The organism is Lentzea sp. NPDC059081 (genome assembly GCF_042738015.1).
In the GTDB taxonomy this organism is placed as follows: domain Bacteria; phylum Actinomycetota; class Actinomycetes; order Mycobacteriales; family Pseudonocardiaceae; genus Lentzea.
The window spans coordinates 41098-56266 of the sequence record NZ_JBHYGW010000023.1 but is presented as its reverse complement, the minus strand read 5'-3'; the positions used below and the strand labels follow the sequence as shown (position 1 = coordinate 56266).

The following is a 15169-nucleotide window of genomic DNA, read 5'->3' as shown; positions in this document are numbered from 1 at the left end:
CCCTTCTCGAGTGGTGGCGCCGACCGTGGTCAGGCGTGGGAGTCCCGCGCGGTGGCGGGCAGGAACTCGGTGGACGTCGGCGTCCACTTCTCGGCGTCCTCGATGTGCTTCGGCATGGACAGCCGGTAGATCGGGACGGCGGCGGCCGTGGTCAGGACGGCGACGACCACCAGCATCGAGAAGAGCTGCGGTGTGATCAGCCGGTACGCCAGCCCGATGTTGATGAAGACGAGGATCATCAGGCCGCGGGCGTTCATCAGGCCGCCGATCGCGGAGGCGTAGCGCCACGAGAAGCCCTGCAGCCGCACGGTCAGGCCGCACCCGACGTACTTGCCGGCGAACGCCGCCGCGACGATCGTGGTGAGCGGCACCAGCACCTCGGCGTCCGCCAGCCCGCTCAACCGCGTGTTCAGCCCGGACAGGGCGAAGAAGACGGGGAGCAGGAGAATCGCGTTGAAGTCCATCAACCGGGTCAGCAGCTCGCGCCGCAGCACCGGGTTCTGCGGCATGGCGAGACCGGTGACGAAGCCGCCGAACACCGAGAAGACGCCGATGAAGTCGGTGAACCAGCTCGCCGCGATCACCACCAGCAGGATCACCGCGAACGTCGGCGGCCTGAGCTCGCCGTCGCTCTCGACCCTGCGGGCCAGCCGGGCGAGCAGCCTGCGTCCGACCGTCAGCATCAGGCCGGCGAACACCGCCGCGCCCGCGATCGTGACGACGGCGCCGGACGCGTCACCCGCCTTGGCCAGCGCGATGATCACCGCCAGGATCCCCCACGCCACCGCGTCGTCCACCGCGGCGGCGACGAGGGTCAGCGAGCCGATCCGGGTGTTGGACAGGCCGCGTTCGTCCAGGATCCGCGCCACCACGGGGAAAGCGGTGATCGACAGCGCTCCGCCGAGGAAGAGCAGCAGCTGCAGCTCGCTGACACCGGGCAGCGACAGCCGGTCGTAGAACACCGCGGCGACGGCCGCGCCGAGCGCGAAGCTGGGGACGATCCCCGAGACGGCCAGCACCGTCGCCTTGCGCACCGCGGGCTTGGTCACGAACCCGTGGTCGAGGCTCGCGCCGACGAGGAACATGAACAACGCCAGGCCGAACGTACTGAGCGCGTAGAGAACGCTCTTCACGTCGGCCGAGAACACGTACTCCTGCACACCGGGCACCAACGTCCCAGCCACGGACGGTCCCAGGAGGACACCCGCGACGATCTCACCGACCACCCGCGGCTGCCCGACGAGCAGCGCGAGCCGTCCGCAGGCCCTGGTCGCCGCCAGCACCACGAAAAGCGCGGCGAGCACCTTGGTCGCCAGCTCGAAGTTCGCCCCCACGAGTTTCCTCCCTTGAAGTGGCCGAGAAGTGGTCGTGGGCGGTGACAGGGCACGGGTTCGTCACCACCCACGACCGGTTCCGCCGCTACGAGACGGCAGCGGCTTCCTCCGCGGCCTCCGCCGCGTTCAGGTGCCCGTAGTACGGGCATTCCAGGTCGCGCTCGAACGGCGCGAAGGTGTTCCACTTGGACTCGGCGCGCAGCGCCCGGTTGACCGGGCTGTCGCTCCAGAAGTCGCCGGACAGCAGGCGGACGACGTACTTGTCGTCGTTCCAGCGGGCCTCCGGGGAGTCCATGCCGACGGTGACGAGCCACTTCCGCAGGTTGTAGTCGTAGTCGTAGTAGGCGTGGATCACCCGGGAGTAGGTGTCGTAGCCGGTCTTGTAGAAGTTCTCGTACCGGTGCTGCAGCTCGGCTTCCTGGTCGGGGGCGCCGAGGAGCGTGTCGATCGTCTCAGCGGCCCGCACGCCGCTCGTGGTGGCCAGCAGCACGCCGGCGGAGAAGATCGGGTCGAAGAACGCGGCCGAGTCGCCCACCAGGAACCAGCCGGGACCGGCGATCGTGTCGGAGTAGTAGCAGTAGTCGGTCTCGACGTGGACGCCGTCGGCCAGCGGCGTGGTGCCCTGCAACCGGTCCGCGATCCGCGGCAGGCTCGCGACGTGCTTGGCGAACAGCTCCTCCGCCTGGTCCGCCTGGAAGCTCTCCCGCCGCATGACCGAGCCGACGCTGATCGTGTCCTTCCAGATCGGGATCGCCCACACCCAGCCGCTCTCGTGGCGGCCGATCTGGATGTCGCCCTCCCAGCCGGGGTTCTTGCTCTCGTCCAGGTTGTTGTAGTGCTGGAAGACCGCGATCATGCGCAGGTTGTCGATGTAGCGCCGCAGTCCCTTGGTCTGGGCGATCTTGCTCGCGCGACCGCCGGCGTCGACGACGTAGGTCGACCGCACGGTGTAGGACTTGCCCTCGTGCTCGTAGCGCACACCGACCGCGCGTTCGCCCTTCCACAGGACCTCGTGCACGGTGGCCTCCTGCACGAGCGTCGCGCCGCACTCCTGCGCGAACTCGGCGAGCACGTTGTCGAAGTGCGCGCGCTCCACCTGCACCGTCGAGGGGTACCGGCCGGGGCCCTGCCCGTCGAACGGGATCCGGCCGAACTTCCCGGTGGGACCGCTGAACTCCGCGCCGTACTTGGGCACGTAGCCCTGCGACTTGATCCGGTCGAGGACGCCCATCAGTTCGAACATGCGCATCGTGGGCGGCAGCAACGACTCCCCGATGTGGAACCGCGGGAGCTTGCGGCGTTCCAGCACGAGCACCGAACGACCGGCCTGCGCCAGCTTGATGGCGGTGGACGCACCGCCGGGGCCGGAACCGATGACCACGACGTCGACGGAGTCCGGGTGCTGATCGGGCGATGAGGCCATGGCTGGGTTCCTCCACGTGAGCGGTGTTGTTGTGGCACAACCGGAATCGGTCTTGCCCCACCGTCGCGCCGAGGTGTCTAGCGACGATCAAGCGGATGTCGGGCGCCTGTCGGGGCGCGCGAAAAACCGAGGCGGGGGCGGTATCGGGTCCGTGCCCGGTACCGCCCCCGCCTCGGCTGGGGGTCGCCTGGTGGTCCTATGCGGTCTTCTTGCGCTCCAGCGCGGACGCGGCGATGACCGCGCCGATCACCAGCAGCGCGGCGGCGACGACCAACGCGGTGCGCGTTCCGGACGTGGAGGCCGTGGTGCTGCTCAGCAACGTGCCCAGCACCGCGACACCCAGGACGGCGCCGGTCTGGCGCGCGGAGTTCAACGCGCCGGAACCGATTCCTGCCAGCTCCTTGGGCACGGATCCCACCACCGCGGTCAGCAGGGACGGGATGGCGAACGAGACCCCGAACCCGAGCAGCGCGAGCCCCGCGAGCGCGATGACGGTCTCCGCCACGGAGTCGCCGTCGAACAACGCCTGCACCAGCGTGCCGGCCGCCATCATCAGGAAGCCCGCGATGGCGGGCACCTTCGGCCCCACCCTCGCCACCAGCCGTCCGGTGAAGATCGGGTTGAACGCCGTCGGGATCGTCAGCGGCAGGAAGGCGAGACCGGCGACGGACGGCGAGAAGTGCCGGGTGCCCTGGAAGTACAGCGACAGCACGAAGAGCACGCCGGACAGGCCGAAGTTGACGATCGCGCCGGCCACCAGTCCCAGGGAGAACGTCCTGGACGAGAACAGCCGCGGCGGCAGCATCGGGGAGAACCGCTCGGTCTCCTGCCGCCGCTGGGTGAGCACGAAGACCGCAGTGGCGACGACGAACACCGCGATCGACACGAGCACCTCCGGCGCCGTCCAGCCGAGCGGGCCGCTCTGGACCAGGCCGTAGGTCAGTCCCGCGAGCGCGGCGACCGCCGAGACCTGACCGGTGACGTCGGTGCCCTTGCCCGTCTTGCGCGCGGTCTCCGGTGCGTGCCGGATCGTGATCGCGATGCTGACCAGCGCGAAGGGCACGTTCACCAAGAAGATCGCCTGCCACCCGAACGCGTCGGTGAGCAGCCCGCCCACGACCGGCCCCGCGACGAGACCGGTGCCGCTCAGCGCGGCCCAGACGCCCATGGCCTTCGCGCGTTCCGCCGGCACGGTGTAGGTGTTGGCGATCAGCGCCAGCGAGGTCGGCACGAGCAGCGCGCCCGCGATGCCGAGCAGCGCGCGCAGACCGATGAGCACACCGATCGACCCGGCGAGCGCGGACACCCCGGACAGCGCGGCGAAGCACCAGAGGCCGAGCAGGAACACCCGGCGGCCGCCGTAGCGGTCCGACCACGCGCCCGCTGTCAGCAGCAGCGCGGCGAAGGTCAGCGTGTAGCCGTTGGACACCCACTGCAGCGCGGCGAGACCGCCGCCGAGGTCGGCACCGATCGCGGGCAGCGCCACGGTGATGATCGTGGTGTCCAGCATCACCAGGAAGTACCCGAGCGACAGCCCGAGCAGCAGCAGTCCACCCGGACGCCCCGTCCGCGCGGCCGGGTCGGCCGCCGGCGCGTCCGGCCGGATGGGCTTGGTGGTCATCTAAATCTCTCCCCTGACTGACGGAGGGCACGGGTGGGCGCCGGTGTGAACGCCACGTGTCCACCATCGTCGCTCTGTGGTGTCGAACGGAAACAGGCAGTTAAGATGGCTTCCATCGGGACAACCGATGGATCCGGGGGGATTTCGTGGAGCTCAGGCACCTGCGCACGTTCCGAGCGGTCGCGAGAACGCTGAACCTGACCAAGGCGGCCGCCGAGCTGCACTACGCGCAGTCCAGCGTCACCGAGCAGATCCAGACGCTGGAGGCGGAGCTCGGCACCCTGCTCTTCGACCGCACCAGGCGGAAGCTGAGCCTGACGCCCGCCGGCGAGCGGCTGGTCGGGTACGCGGACCAGGTGCTGGTGCTCGTGGAGGAGGCGAAGGCCGCTGTCGAGGACGACCTCGTCGAACCGAGCGGGCCGCTCGTCATCGGCGCGCTGGAGACGTTGTGCTCCCACCGGGTGCCCGAGCTGTTCGCCGACTACCGCGGCCGCTGGCCGAAGGTGCGGATCTCGCTCAAGGAAGGCGGCAGGGGCGAGCTCTACAGCGCGGTGCAACGCGGTGAGATGGACGTGTGCTTCACGTTCGGCGACGCTCCTGACGATCCCGAGCTGACGAGCGAGACGCTGGCCACCGACCAGCTGATGATCATCACGCCACCCGGCCACCCGCTCGCGGCGCTCACCGAGGTGAGGGTGCGGGACCTCGACGGCGTCGGGTTCCTCGCCACGCCACCGGGGTGCGGTTTCCGCGCGATGCTGGACCAGTCGCTGCTGAACGCGGGGCCGCAGGGGCCGGTGATCGACGCGGAGGTCGGCAGCCTCGCGGCGCTCTGCCGGTGCGTCACCTCCGGCGTCGGGTGCGGGCTGGTGCCCGAGATCGCCGCGCGCGACCACGCCGCACGGGGTGACGTGGCAGCGATTCCGTTGCAGGGCAGCAACTCCCGCACGACGGTGACCATGACGTGGTTGCGCCGCCAGGAGAACAAGCCGAGCGTCGCGGCCCTGCTCGCGACCGCCCGCGGGGTGTTCGCGAGCAGGGCCGCGGTCACGCGCTCCTGAGCCGGGGCCTGCCCGACGGCCAGGCGACGACCATGTCGGCGCGCCCGCTCACGACGGCCACGTGCAGCCGGGTCGCCCAGTCGTCCTGCGCGTCGTCCGCCCGCACGCGCAGGGCCCAGCCGTCCGGTCCGTCGGCCAGCACCGGCACCCCGCGTTCGGCGCGCAGCCGGTCCGCCCAGGTCAGGGTGTGCGCCCAGGTCTGCCCCTCCCCGCACCGCAGGTGCACGGCGGCCACCCCGGCGGCGAGCAGCTTCTCGCAGCGGTCGAGCACCTGCTCTCCCAGCGGCGAGAACGGCGACCCGTCCGGCACGTCGACCCCGGCGAGCACCGCGGCGTCCGGGCCGGTGAGGTCGAGCAGCCAGGTGAGCACCTCGTCGTCGGCCTCGTCGTCCCCGCTCGCCACGTGCTCGACCACGAGGGCGCGGGCGGCGAGCGCGGCTCCCGCCAGGTGCGCGGTGGTGTGGCAGAGCACGACGCCGAACACCACGTCGCCCTCCCCCGCCCGCGTGACAGCGTCGCGCCACCCGTCCGCCAGATGTCCCGCCCGCCAGTCGGCGAGCAGCAACGCGCCGCCGGTCGTGGCACTGGAACCCGCCTGCCGGACCTGCTCCGCGGGAGAACCGGCGAGCGGGAGCACGATCCGGTTGCCCAGCGGGACCGACCCCAGCTGCATCGGCAGGTGCAGCCCGTTCTGGACACCGTCCGCGGCGGTGCGCGCGGCGACGACCGGTGATCCCGGCACCACCGCCCAGGCCTGGACGGCGACGTGGGCCTCCGCTTCGTCGACCTCCGCCGCGTGCCGGCGCCGCAGCCCCGCGTAGCCGATGGCCTCGGTCCTCGTGAGGAAGTGCAGGCCGAACTGGCCGGGCGCGAGCCCCGTCCGGTTGCCGAACGTCTCCCACCACCGCATGCTCGGCTCCGCGAGCGCCTGGGTGCGGGTGATGGGCGAGCGCCGCGCGCGTTCGTAGTCCGCGAACGCCTCCGCGGTCGTGCCGGCGGACGTCAATGCGGCGGACAACGCGATCGCGTCCTCCATCGCCATCTTCGTACCGGAGCCGACGGAGAAGTGCGCGGTGTGGGCGGCGTCGCCGAGCAGGACCGCGTTGCCATCGGACCAGCGGTCGTTGCGCACCACCTGGAAGGTGGACCACTTGCTGTTGTTGCCGATCAGCGGCCGTCCGTCGAGGTGCTCGCGGAACACCTCGCCGAGCAGCCTGCGCGTGTACTCGTCGGTCTGGCCGGGTTCTCGCGCGCCCGCCGTGGAGACGTCCATCCCCGCCGCCAGCCAGGTGCGTTCGCTGGTCTCGACGATGAAGGTGCTCAGGCCGTTCCCGAACGGGTAGGCGTGCGCGCCGAACGTGCCGAACCTCGTTTCCACGAAGGGGAAGACCACGGCGTCGTAGTTCGTCTCGGTGCCGAACCAGATGTACTTCGCCGCGCCCGTCTCCACCCTGCTGCCGAGGCGTCCGGCGAGCACGGCCCGCGCCGCCGAGTTGACGCCGTCGGCCACCGCGATGACGTCGGGGGCGTCTTCGCCCGCCCGCGCGAGGTCGATCCGGCTGTGGAAGACGAGCCCGGCGCCGGCGGCCGCGGCCTGTTCCTGCAGCACGCGCAGCAGCTCGCGGCGGGAGATGGCGGTGAACCCGTAGCCGCCGTAGCGCAGCACGCGGCCGGGCAGGCGCATCTCCATGTCGGTCCACGACACGCTCGCGGCCCGAATGCGTTGGTGCGTCTCGGGATCGGCGGCGCGGAACGCCGACATCGTCCGGTCGGAGAACACGACGCCGAAGCCGAACGCCTCCTCCGGGCCGTTGCGCTCGTGCACCTCCACACGGCACCCGGGATCCGCGAGCTTGAGCAACCTGCCGAGGAAGAGACCCGCGGGTCCGCCCCCGATGACCACGACCCGCAACGAACGCACGCCTACCTCCGCTGTGTTCGGCACCGGTCCGCCGGCGCTCCGGTGGGTAGGTGAAACTGATCCATCGGTCCGTCGAGCGGCCGTCGAAGCGATGTCGAGCGGATGCGCACGGGCATCGGTGTTTTCCCGGCGTTTCCGATATCGGTCATCGGTTGCCCCGATCAGAACCGAACCAAATCGGACCAATCCACGCGTTCGATTGTTACCGAAAAACGAAAAACGGACATCCTTTTGAGCGGGGATGAAACGGTCAGAAGGGCCGGAACGACCGCGTCGAGCACCTAACACCCGCCTCCTAGCTGCGACAACGACTTCGGTCAGGAGTCGGCGGTCGAGACACCGCGCCACCGGACCAGCCTTCCGGCGACTTCCCTGTGATTCGAGTCACGACGGACCTGCTGAGACGAGCACTAAAGTCGCTCCTATTGCGCAGGCGGACTGGGGACTCCGCACTCGTCACGACCTCTGACGACCGCGGAATTTCGTGCAACCGTCTGGATTCGCGAGTTCTTCGTCCAGGACCAGGGGGAAAAACGAAATGCACGTGAACCTGCTCGGCCCGTTACAGGTGCAACGGTTCGGGGTCGAGATACACATCTCGGCGGCGAAACAACGCGCGGTGCTCGCCGCTCTCAGCCTCAACTCCGGCCAGGTGGTCCCCACCCACCAGCTCGTCGACGAGCTGTGGGAGGACGAACCGCCCACCAGCGCCACCAGAACCGTGCAGACGTACGTCTACCACCTGCGCAAGCTGCTCTCGCTCGGCGACGGGCAGGACGGCGACCAGGGCCGCAGCGCCCTGCTGACCCGTTCCGGCGGCTACGAGCTGCGCCTGAGCTCCGCCACCTCGCTCGACATCGCGCGGTTCGAGACGCTGGTGGGCACCGCGCGCACCGAGTTCGACCACGACCGGTTCGCCGAGGCGTCGCACACGCTCAAGGCAGCGCTGGACCTCTGGCGCGGTTCCGCGTTCGCCGGCGTGGAGACGGGACCCATGCTGTCGGCGGTCGCCGTCCGTCTCGACCGGGCGAGGAAGAGCACGATCGAGCTGCGCGTCGACACCGACCTGCGGCTCGGCCGGCATCACCAGATCGTCGACGAGCTGTACGGGCTGACGAGGCACGAGCCGACCCACGAGGCGTTCTCCGCCAAGCTGATGCAGGCCCTGCACCGGAGCGGGCGCCGGGCCGAGGCGTTGGAGGTCTTCCACCTCCTGCGCACCGAGCTCGACCGGCAGCTCGGCGTGCCGCCGTCCGCGAGTGTGCAGCGCGTGCTGCAGGAGGTGCTGCAGGACGAACCCGTTGACGTACCGCGGCAACGGGTGGTGCTGCCCGTCCGACGGCCCGAGCTGCCGGAGCCCCCCGCGCTGGTGGGCCGCGACCTCGAGCTGGCGGGGCTGCGCGACGCGCTCACCGCGCCGAACCGCGGCGGCCTGCGCGTCGTCGAGATCGTCGGCGCGCCGGGGGTGGGCACGAGCGCGTTCGCGTTGAAGGCCGCGCATGAGCTGCGCGACCACTTTCCGGGCGGCGTCGTGACGGTCGACCTGGCGGGCGTCGACGGGAAGCAGGACTCCCACGCGGCCCTGCTCCGCGACCGGCTGCACAAGGCCGGCGTCCCGCTGCCACCGGTGCGAGACCTCGAAGAGCTGGGTGAGCGGTTCCGGACGTGGAGTGCGCGGGGCCGGACGCTGGTCATCGCCGACCACGCGCACTCCACGTGCGCACTGGGCGCGCTGCGACCGGGCGGGCAGGACAGCGCGATGATCGTCGTCAGCCGCCTCTTCCTGCCCGGCGCGGTCGGCAACGTCCTGGTCGAGCTCGCCCCGCTCCCGCTCGCGGAGGGCGTCCGCCTGCTCGCGAAGCTGACCGGCGAGGACCGCGTCCACCGCGAACCCGAGGCCGCCGGCCTGATAGCGGACCTGTGCGAGGGCGTGCCCCTGGCGTTGTGCGGCGTGTCCCGTTGGCTGGCCTGCCATCCGTCGTGGCCGCTCAGCCGCGCCGTGCGAGAGCTCCAAGCCGACCCGCGGCACCTGACGCGGCTCTGGATGGAGGGCCGCACGTTCGAGGACAGCGTGCGCTCCCGCCTGCACGACGTGCCGACGGACAGCGAGACGGCGCTGAACACGCTGGCCACCGCCCCCTCCAGACGCCTGTGCCGCGGCGGGCTGAGCACGGTGCTCGGCTGGGCCCCCGCCCGCAGCGAGACCGCGCTGCACGGCCTCACGAACGCCCACCTCGTCGACGAGCTCCCCACCGGAGCGTTCCGGATAAGGCGCCTCGTGGCGCACGCCCTGCAGACCGTCGCGCGACCGTCCCACCTCGTTGTCCCGCAACAGGTCTAGCTCCGCGGCGGCAGGTCGTCAGCGCCGACCACCTCGCCGCCCCGCTACCCGAGCACGGAGAACACCTCCTCCGCCCGGTCCCGCTCCACGAACATCCGCCACGCCGTCTCGGCGATCTCGTCCGGGTCGAGCGTGCGCTCCGCGAGGTTCCCGAACCGCACGGGATCGCCCAGCACGACACCGTGGATGTCGCCCCGCGCGATCACACCACCGATCGTCAACGTGCCCACGTACACGCCTTTCTCGGCCAACGCCGCGTTGAGCGTCAGCACGTAGTTGCGCAACGCCGCCGTGGACAACGCGAGCGCCCCGAGCACCGGCATCGGCCGCACCGCGCTGAGCCCGCCGGCGAACACCAGTCCTCCCCCGCGCTCGACCAGCCCCGGCAGCACGCGCTGCACGACGTCGACCGCCGGGTAGAGCCAGTCCATGGCCACGCGCACCTCGTCGGCGGTGGTCGACGTGATCTCCGGCGGCAACCCGTCCAGGTCGGTGGCCCCCGGCCCCCAGTACACGACGTCGACGTCCCCGATCTCGTCCAGCACGGCCGACAACCGAACGCGGTCCTTCAGGTCGAGCGCGAACGCCCGTGCCTTCACCCCCGCCTCGGCCAGTTCCGCCACGAACCCGGCGTGTCGCTCCTCCCGACGAGACAGCAGCACGACGTCGTACCCCTCCCGGCCGAACCGGTGCGCCATGGACATGCCCAGCCCGGGACCCACCCCGAACACGACAGCGGTGCGAGACATGACTTTCCCCTCCGAAGACTAATTCGAGGCAACCCTCGACTTAACGCCGCCGACGCTACCACACAATTCGAGGGCACCCTCGACTTAACCGCCGAGTAGGATCCGCCCATGTCCACCGCGTCGAGGCCCCTGCGAGCGGACGCGGCCCGCAACAGGGAGAAGCTGCTGGCGGCGGCCGCCGACCTGTTCGCCGACCGCGGCCTCGACGTGCCCATGGAACACATCGCCCGCCACGCCGAGGTCAGCATCGGCACGCTGTACAAGCACTTCCCGGCCCGCGAGGACCTGGTGACCGCGATCTTCCCGGAACGCCTGGCAGCCCTGGACGTCCTCGGCGCCAAGGCCCTGGCCGACGAGGACCCGTGGCGCGCTTTCACGACGTTCCTCGAGGACCTCTACGCCCTGCAGGCCCAGGACAGGGGCCTCAACGACATCCTCGCCCGGGACTTCCCGAACGCGCCGGAGGCGGTCTCGACGTGCCACCGCGGCGCGGGCCACGCCGAGGTCCTGATCGACCGGGCGGCGGCGGCGGGCGTGCTGCGAGCCGACTACTCGCTGGCCGACCTGGCCACCCTGACCAGGGCCATGGCGCAGGTGATCAGGGACTCGCCCGGCGAGTGGCGGCGGTTCCTGTCGATCTACGTCGACGGGCTGCACGGCTAGCCCCACCGGCCGCGCCACCGCCAGTGAGGGCGCTCAGCGCCCGAACCTCGGGGGTCTGGGGGTCGTCCCCCAGAAGACAAGCCAGCCGACGAGGTCCACGCTGTCCGCGGACAGAGTCCACCTGAGGCTGGTGGGGCAGGTCGGATTCGAACCGACAACCTGACAGATTATGAGTGTCCAAGGTCACATTGCCTAGGGTCACCACCTGCTACAGGAGCGGTCACGGATCCACGAGATGACGCATATGCGTCACCACTAGACACCCCTCCATGGACAACGCCATGGACAAGCCGGTCCACTGTGGAGCATCCACTATAACCCCTGCGCAAGTTGATGCTCGCAGCCAGTGAACGACTAATTACTGAAGGTTTCGAAGTAACAACTAAGCTCAATAGAACGATTACAGTGGCCGACTTAAGCGGAATTACAAGCGACATCACCCTAAAGCGTGAACCCCGCCAAGCCCAGACACGCATTACGATCACGCGATGAGCATGCCATCAATACCGGGATACCTTGAACCGCATAGAGGCGGCACACTCGCCGACCTTTGGACCGAGCCTGAGAATATACCTTCCGGGCTATGGCCCGCAAAACACTTGCGCAAAGCATCACCGTACCCCGCAGAATGGCTTACAATCGAAGAACACTTCTTTACGGAAGCCGAGCACGGCGGCACCGGATGCGTACTCGTTCCTTCTCATCAAACTTCAGAGTCCATAGAAGGAACTACATGGATCGGGCGCGACCTCGGAGATGTCGCTGTATGGAATACCGAGAGATTCGATAATGGCTTGACTCTGGAATCCGAGAACCTAACAACGGAGTTCTTCGCTCAAGCACGCAGGCCAAGCGGTAGCACCTCGCCAGTAATTGAGCTTTCACATACATTCCTCTGGTATTGGGACGCGTTTCCAGTAAAGTCTGGATGGAGTTACCTAAACCGAGCAGGAAGGGAGCAAGAGCTCGTCCGTTGGAAGCAAACAGACGATAGCTGGAAAGTCGAGGTGCGAGCACTAGAGCTACGTTCTTTCCTCGCAGACAGCAAGCGGAGTGCAATTATTCAATTCGATTATGTTACAAAGATCGAACACGAACCCTTCGAACGCGTAGATGACTCCTTCAGAAACGAGTGGGCCCATCTAGACTTTCATTGCCTACATGACCGCGGAATGATGAGTGACCGTCCGGCATTCTCGCGCCTTGTGGGCCAATACATCATCAGCGGCCTAAAGACGTCTCGGCTGCCGCGTTGGGAAGAACGCCAGCAAGACCGGGATTATCCTACCTTCATTTATGGTGTCGATACCGAGTCAGGAAAACCTCTGACTCATACTTGCGACCCGGATAATCTTGGAACCTATTTCGATAAGGATGGAACAAGGCTACATTACCTTACTCCAGTTTACTTCAAGCGCGAAGTACTGCAACCGTATGCAGCCGAGCCAGCACGATACAGCCTTTCATCGAACCGACTTTCGTGCTTGAACTTGTGGGGAATTTCCATTTCCTTCAACTCTATCGGACTGGTCGAAGCCTACTTGGGAGATCTCGGGCGAGATCTGCCTTCAGATGAGTGGGGCCACTGGCGCTCTTATAACGTTCCCCCTGAGGGCAAGATGGATGAGGGACGATTTCGTCGAGACTTTCTCGGACAGTGGGCGAGTTCGAAAGACGTCATCGGCGATCTTCGCCGCGCCCGAGCGCAAGCATCGAAGGTGTCATCTGAACTGCTTGGATCGCCGCTCTGGAAGCCACTCGATGGAGATATTGCAGCAGAGTTTCAATCCCTAATAGGCCCATTGACCGAAGATCCAGCAGCACTCGGCGCTTCACTCCTGGTTCTAACCAAGGCAATGATTGACGCAATAAATAACTCGCCCCTTAAGTCGAGCCTCGACTCATACGACAAAGGAGATCAATCGCTGCGCCTTCTTCAACGGTACGTACAGCAAATTGGCGGAGAACCTGACACGACTGCAATACTTTTCAATCTGCAGGGATTCCGCTCCAGGGGAGGTATAGCACATCTCGCTGGATCACAGAAAGCAAAGGCAGCCGCAGACTTGGGAATCGAAGGACTATCCAACATTGATGCTTTCGAGTCAGTAGTGACTCGAATCACCTCTTGCTTGAGCGATGTCACAGATCTACTCAATAGGGAACTTCACAAGAAGTCGGGCGGCGAGTCGGACGGTAAGTCGATAGATCCACCAAGTTCAGACTGATGGACTTCACTCGCCTTGTGACCATCACTTAACAGAAGTAGTCTTGGCCGTGTGACGGAGTACCCAGAAGCGCTTTCTTGGAAGATCCACGGCGAACGAACTGTCTACGACAATCGATGGGTCACGGTTAATCTTGTTGACGTAGAACCGCCAGACGGAAGCAGGTTCGAGCATCATGTCGTAAAACTTGACCGTGTTGCAGTTGCCCTCCTGATTAACGAGAAGGAGGAATGTCTAACCTTGTGGCGCTATCGATTTGCCGTCAATCAGTGGGGATATGAACTTATCGGCGGTCTAGTGGAAGATGGCGAAGACCCAGCTTTCACTGCCGCACGTGAGGCTGTGGAAGAAACGGGATGGAAACCAACTGGAGAACCCGAGCATATAGGAAGGTTCCAGCCCCTCCCCGGGATCATAGACGCACCCGTGGACGCTTACCTGTGGCGAGCGGCTGAGAAGGTCGGCGAACCAACTGACGCGGAGGAAGCCGCGCGGATCGAGTGGATTCCTGTTGACCGCGTCCTGGATCTCGTCCGGCGCGGCGAAGTGCTCGGCTCCGGCGCGATCATCCCCCTCCTTTATTACCTAGCCTCACGCAACGCCGGGACCTCTGGGACTCGGTAGCTCAAGCTTCGCGAGACGCTGCCGCTGACGGTCGGAACCGATCCGCTTGGCGAGCTGCCGTGCCTTCTGCGCCAGCTCCACAGCTCCCTTGCTGTCGCCAGCGGCGGCGTACGCAAACGCAAGATCCACGTAGGTACTCGTCAACCCGCGCACCGCAGACCGCTGCGGGTTGGCGAAGTCCCGCACCGCAGCCTCAAGCTGAGCGATCGCATCAAGGTCTCCCAGGTGCAGAAGCGCGTTGCCGCGCCACCGAACGAGCTGGCCGTCATTGAGCAGTAGAAACGGCAGCTCAGGATCGACCGGATTCGTTGGCAGTAAAGAGCTTGCGTCATCGAAGGCGTGCAACGACGCGTCGCGTTGGCCGGCGGCAGCCAGACCCTCACCATGCGCAGCAGCGAGCCAGCTCCGCAACAGCGAAGGCGCTCGATGCTCCGCAACATATCGCGCGTACTCCAGCAGCTCGACCGCCGCATCGGCCTCCCCGATGTCGAGCAGGATCACGGCTTGCTGCGCCGCCGCATGTGCAAGCTGCGACGGCGAATCTGCTTCTCTTGCAGAGACCTTCGCGTCCTCGTGGTACTGCCACGACTGCATCTGCGAACCACGATCGAGCGCCGTCCATCCCGCAAGCGTCCGCGCGTCGGTGAGGATCGTCGCCAAGCGCTGACGTAGGTGGGTGCTCACGCTGAACACCTTCACGTCCTCGATCTGACGCACAAGGCTGTTGAGCTGATCCAGCACCACAAGCGCGCCGAAGCGGTGGTCCGAGCTGCGAAGGTCGTTCACCTGCCGCTGGAACAGGTCGAGCATCCCGGCATCGATGTTCCTCGCGACGAAGAGACGATCGCGAAGCTCCTCAGCGGACTGGTTGAAGGTCTCCGGTGGGAAACCAAGCTCTTCGTTCGAGCGGCCGTACAGCTCCCGGAACAGCCGCTGATAGCCGGGCTCAGCCACCTCAACGTGGCCGTTCTCCCAGCGCGAGATCATGATTGGCAGCGCCGATGCGGACGCCACGGTGACGCCGATCTGCGGACCGCGCGTCAGGAAGTACCTGACGACGTGGCCCTGAGTGTGTCCAAGCTCTTCTCGCACCGCCTGCAAACGCGTGCGCGGCGGCTCTCCCTGCCTTCTTTTCGCCACGTTCCCCCCGTTCCCCAACGGCCGTGACCTGCGGACTTAACTCCTTCTAACACGCGGCTTGCTA

The 15169-nt window shown here is 67.2% G+C and carries 11 protein-coding genes; 5 read left to right on the top strand and 6 right to left on the bottom strand.

What is annotated here, in order from left to right:
• Positions 1-29 precede the first annotated feature (29 nt).
• From ACFWV3_RS35265 to ACFWV3_RS35255, 3 genes are all read right to left on the bottom strand, one after another.
• Entirely contained in the window at positions 30-1334 is a 1305-nt protein-coding gene (locus ACFWV3_RS35265) for a cation:proton antiporter (protein ID WP_382417883.1), read from the bottom strand.
• Between the two features lie 85 nt (positions 1335-1419).
• Positions 1420-2757, bottom strand: a complete 1338-nt coding sequence (locus ACFWV3_RS35260; RefSeq protein WP_382417881.1) for an NAD(P)/FAD-dependent oxidoreductase — start codon at positions 2755-2757, stop codon at positions 1420-1422.
• A 196-nt stretch (positions 2758-2953) separates the two neighbouring features.
• Positions 2954-4378 carry an MFS transporter gene (locus ACFWV3_RS35255; protein WP_382417879.1) on the bottom strand — a complete coding sequence of 475 codons (1425 nt, stop codon included), beginning with the start codon at positions 4376-4378 and terminating at the stop codon, positions 2954-2956.
• Positions 4379-4524: 146 nt separating this feature from the next.
• Here ACFWV3_RS35255 and ACFWV3_RS35250 point away from each other — a divergent pair, with 146 nt between their 5' ends.
• Positions 4525-5439: a LysR family transcriptional regulator gene (locus ACFWV3_RS35250; protein WP_382417877.1), complete on the top strand. Its 915-nt coding sequence runs from the start codon at positions 4525-4527 to the stop codon at positions 5437-5439.
• Here the strand turns inward: ACFWV3_RS35250 and ACFWV3_RS35245 are convergent.
• The gene (locus ACFWV3_RS35245; RefSeq protein WP_382417875.1) at positions 5426-7360 is read right to left on the bottom strand and encodes an FAD-dependent monooxygenase; all 1935 of its coding nucleotides are present in this window, start codon (positions 7358-7360) and stop codon (positions 5426-5428) included. The genes ACFWV3_RS35250 and ACFWV3_RS35245 overlap by 14 nt on opposite strands.
• Positions 7361-7898: 538 nt before the next feature.
• Between ACFWV3_RS35245 and ACFWV3_RS35240 the strand changes: the two genes are divergently transcribed.
• Complete coding sequence (locus tag ACFWV3_RS35240; RefSeq protein ID WP_382417873.1) at positions 7899-9701, top strand: BTAD domain-containing putative transcriptional regulator; 1803 nt, start codon at positions 7899-7901, stop codon at positions 9699-9701.
• Between the two features lie 44 nt (positions 9702-9745).
• Here the strand turns inward: ACFWV3_RS35240 and ACFWV3_RS35235 are convergent, their stop codons facing one another.
• Positions 9746-10450 carry an SDR family NAD(P)-dependent oxidoreductase gene (locus ACFWV3_RS35235; protein ID WP_382417871.1) on the bottom strand — a complete coding sequence of 235 codons (705 nt, stop codon included), beginning with the start codon at positions 10448-10450 and terminating at the stop codon, positions 9746-9748.
• A gap of 108 nt (positions 10451-10558) precedes the next feature.
• Between ACFWV3_RS35235 and ACFWV3_RS35230 the strand changes: the two genes are divergently transcribed.
• From ACFWV3_RS35230 to ACFWV3_RS35220, 3 genes are all read left to right on the top strand, one after another.
• Positions 10559-11113, top strand: coding sequence for a TetR/AcrR family transcriptional regulator (locus ACFWV3_RS35230; protein ID WP_382417869.1), 555 nt, complete (start codon positions 10559-10561; stop codon positions 11111-11113).
• A 488-nt stretch (positions 11114-11601) separates the two neighbouring features.
• Entirely contained in the window at positions 11602-13341 is a 1740-nt protein-coding gene (locus tag ACFWV3_RS35225) for a hypothetical protein (protein ID WP_382417867.1), read from the top strand.
• A gap of 51 nt (positions 13342-13392) precedes the next feature.
• On the top strand, positions 13393-13965 hold the full coding sequence (locus tag ACFWV3_RS35220; protein WP_382417864.1) for an NUDIX hydrolase: 573 nt from the start codon (positions 13393-13395) through the stop codon (positions 13963-13965).
• Here ACFWV3_RS35220 and ACFWV3_RS35215 read toward each other — a convergent pair.
• Entirely contained in the window at positions 13933-15105 is a 1173-nt protein-coding gene (locus tag ACFWV3_RS35215; RefSeq protein ID WP_382417862.1) for a tetratricopeptide repeat protein, read from the bottom strand. The genes ACFWV3_RS35220 and ACFWV3_RS35215 overlap by 33 nt on opposite strands.
• Positions 15106-15169 lie beyond the last annotated feature (64 nt).